The sequence below is a fragment of the Gilliamella sp. Pra-s52 genome (assembly GCF_009795805.1).
GTDB lineage: Bacteria > Pseudomonadota > Gammaproteobacteria > Enterobacterales > Orbaceae > Gilliamella.
The window spans coordinates 1-3808 of record NZ_WTEY01000032.1 but is presented as its reverse complement, the minus strand read 5'-3'; the positions used below and the strand labels follow the sequence as shown (position 1 = coordinate 3808).

The 3808-nt window shown below is 34.7% G+C and carries 3 protein-coding genes; all 3 read left to right on the top strand.

The features are described from left to right. Positions 1 to 185, top strand: a 185-nt coding sequence (locus GQ594_RS11730) for a DUF2345 domain-containing protein (RefSeq protein WP_160413122.1), incomplete at its 5' end; no start/stop codon positions are given. Continuing rightward, positions 185 to 1018: a DUF4123 domain-containing protein gene (locus GQ594_RS11725; protein ID WP_160413124.1), complete on the top strand. Its 834-nt coding sequence runs from the start codon at positions 185 to 187 to the stop codon at positions 1016 to 1018. The genes GQ594_RS11730 and GQ594_RS11725, both read left to right, overlap by 1 nt. A 9-nt stretch (positions 1019 to 1027) precedes the next feature. After that, a complete protein-coding gene (locus tag GQ594_RS11720) occupies positions 1028 to 3715 on the top strand; it encodes a T6SS effector BTH_I2691 family protein (RefSeq protein ID WP_160413126.1) in 2688 nt (895 codons plus the stop codon). Positions 3716 to 3808 lie beyond the last annotated feature (93 nt).

Genomic DNA, 3808 nt, shown 5'->3' with positions numbered 1-3808 from the left:
CTTATATCAAAATCAGCAGCGAAGGTATCGAACTGGGTACACAGGATAATATCTATCTTAAGTGTAATGTATTGCAGAAGATGGGAACAGCACAAAAAAAGATTCAAAACGAATTACCTTCCATTTGTAAGGGGGTACAAGAAGATAGTGCTGAAAAACATGCCATTATTGTGGAAAGAAAATAATGATTAAAACAATTTTAGACCAAGAAATAAATCACACTATTGCTGAGCAAATTCAGCAATTTGGTAAAATGTATTTATTAGTTGATCCCAAAATTAATGATAATTTTTTCTTTGATAATTATTTTGAATTTGAATCAATAGTACCGATTCGTGATAGGCAAGATACCGTATCACAAGATCATGAACTCTTGCAACTATGCGCCATACCTAAACAAACAACCTATATCGAACAGCTTATTATTGAACTCAAAAATAAAAAATCGGCAGCGATAGCGCTCATCGCTTCACCTTATTCGATTAAATATATACAAAACCATATTAGTAATGCGATGTTTATGTCATACAATGGAAGCAAGTATCTTCTACGGTTTTATGACTCACACGTTTTAAAACACTTAATTGAAATATTGAATGAAAAGCAATTAAATAACCTATTAGGTTGTATTGAATATTGGTATTTCTGGCAAAATAGCTACACCCAATTGCACCATAAACCCGAATTAATCTTATCAGATATCCAATATCAACTATCACCCAAACAATGGCTAAAAATCGAAATAGCGCAAATTTACAACGCTTATGAATATCAGCTAGCCAAACAACAACAAAAAACTTTATCCAACACTGAGCAACGTACATTAAAACAACTATTAGATTGGATATATAAAGTAACATTTTATCGACCTAACCAACAAAAAATGGACGTAATTATTCATTATGCAATGGCACAACCTGAACAATTTTTTAGACAAATTAATGATGATTTATTATTTGAATTAATGACAAACCAAAACATCAATCAACTTGAACAATATTTAAAGAATTTAGATTAGGAATAAAACATGGCAAATCTGGAAAATTTAGTTAATCTAATATTAGCAGCAAAAATCAAACAAAACGATTCAGGTAAACGATGCCCAAAATGCCAAGAAAAGGAAGGCGACTTAATTGTACTGCCAACTCGCTTATCTATTTCTGGCTTTATGGGTAAAAACAAAACACTTAAACATAATCTTAAAGCAGACGTTGAACTGCCGCCTTTACCTGATTTTGCTCAACAAATGGTATCGAATTTGCCATTGGAACACTCAAAATATTGCGTACAAATGTTAAGGCAAGGCTATTTATATGTTCTTGAAGATCGAAATAACGGCGAAAAAAAATGGCGTGCTTTTACATCAAGCCCGACAGGTTGCTTAGTGGAATATAGCGATATAAACACAGTACCAAACACTTCACCAACCTATAGCTGTAACATTGCCACAGACGGAGCTGATGCTTCTTACATCAGTTTCAAAAACAGTAAAGAAATCTTTAAAATTCATTTTTTATTCAGTCCTAACAAAATAACCAATGAAAGATTAGAGTTTTATCAAACCACGCCTGAATTTGAACTACAAGGCGTAACGCCAGATCAAATCCGTAGTGGTCAAAAATCCATAAAAGACGACGACCTACTATCCAATATTTTAGAGTTTTCAACTGCGATGAAAATAGCCGAACAAGAATCGTTTTTACATAGCAAAAGTCCCTATGATTTTAAAACAGGCGAACGAGATTACGCACGCCAGCAATTACAAGTAATACAATATATTTACGAACAACGCACTTTTTTTGGTGATAAAAATATCATGCAATACTATTTTCGTTATTTATCGCTATATAAAACATTAAAAGAGCGCCAAGGTGCAGCTATTGTAGTGCATGATGCTATCGGCATAACTCAAAGTTTAAATAAACGCCGTTATCAAGCCCTTGAAAAAGTAATGAAACCATGGATGGAAGGCAAAGATAATGAAGGCATATCCAACGAACACCGTTTAATCATTTTAAGACAACTATTAGGGTTTAAAGAATCGTTTCATCAGCACCGAATCAAGCAGATAATCAAACAGAATAAAAACTGGGAAAAGTTTTCAAGCTGGGGCAATGACAAAATCACTATCCCTTCTATTGGTGATATGGCAAATAATAAAAGAAGAGAAATCTTCCAAAAAGCCGAAGAAGAATTGCTAGAACAACAAACTGAAGAACTATCTAAAGAAGATTTTAAAAAATTTTATTGGAATCGTCTATCACAAGAAAAAATGGACGAATTTGAAAAAGAATTTAATGAGCTCAGTCAAAGCTTGGAAGAACTAGCAGAAAAGCGTGCTGATGATTACATAAAATGGTTAAAATCGAGCCAGCTAATTTCTGCATTAGATTTATATGACAACACACAAACCATAGATGGCATTATGTTTCAATTACAAATGAGCGTTTGCCTGTGTGGAGTAAACAGTTCAGAAAAAATTAGGCAAATTCTTGATGAATGGTGGCTTGAACCTCAAATAACCCAAGCCAATTTATGTATGCGTACCTATCTTTTTAACAACAAAAATTTAATTGATAATATTAACGAATATCTCGATATTCAACAAAACATCGCGATCAACGAATCGAGTGATGATAACAGACAAATGCCTGATGTAGATAATGCCATTAGCTTACTAAATAAATTGACCAATCATGTTAATCAAACCGATCGAGTGGTAGAAGTAATGGCAGAACGTGGCTTTCCAATAGCATTGTTATCAGTTACTTTTGCCGATTTAGTTAGAAGCTTTTTAAGGGCAACCACCCAAAGATTTAACCAAACGATTCAAAACCGTTTAGGCAATCTAATTTTGGCAAGCATTAGCACAAAAGCGCTTGAAATGTATGAATCAGGCTATAGTATTAATGGGCACACATTTAGAGCCACACCCAGACGGGGTGCTGCGCAAATAACACGTGTTGCTCGTAACAATTTTACCAATGCCGATTTAGTTAATACTAAAATTGCCATGATGATATTTGCATTTAGTGGCTATGAATCCGCTAAAAAATTAATCAATGGTCAATGGAACAACTCACGTGAATTTGCCGAATTAACCGCATCACTGATGGGAAGTACAGCTGCAGGAGTGCAAATATTAACCAGCGCAGTGCAATGCTGTATCGAAAACAATCCGAATTCAAGAACCGCAACGGTCACCTATAATGCTTTTGGTCGATACTTTTTATGGTCAGCGAGTTTATCATTAATTGCGGGGGGGATGTCGGGTGTATTGGATATTACGGATATGGTAAAAGCAATTAAAAAGCGTAGTACAGGTATTGCAATAGCTTATTTTGCTAGAGGTCTTGCAACTATAGTGCTAAGCATTTCCCAATTTGTGGTCGCTTTAGGTACGCTAGTACCATGGTTTAATAATATTATCACAACAAGTATAGAGCGCACCATTTGGGTAAGTTTAGCAGAAGTAGGGTTAACCATTGGTCGATTTGCTATTGGCGCTGAAGCCGCAGCTACGTTGGCTTGCATTATTTTTTATGCCTCAGTAATTATTATTGTGGTTAGTGTATGTTTCATTATTATTGATGATAACGCCATGCAAAAATGGTTTGACCGCTGCTGTTTTAGTAATAAACCTGAACGCAAAAAATTTGCTGACTTAGGCGAAGAACTGACCGAGTGGTATCAAGCACTGCAGGAGATTTTTTAATATGTACATTGGTGAATTTTTATTATGGTTTGGTAGTGCCATAAAAGCCGAAACTCGCAAAAAATTAAAAATGGGTTATACCAGTGGCGATAT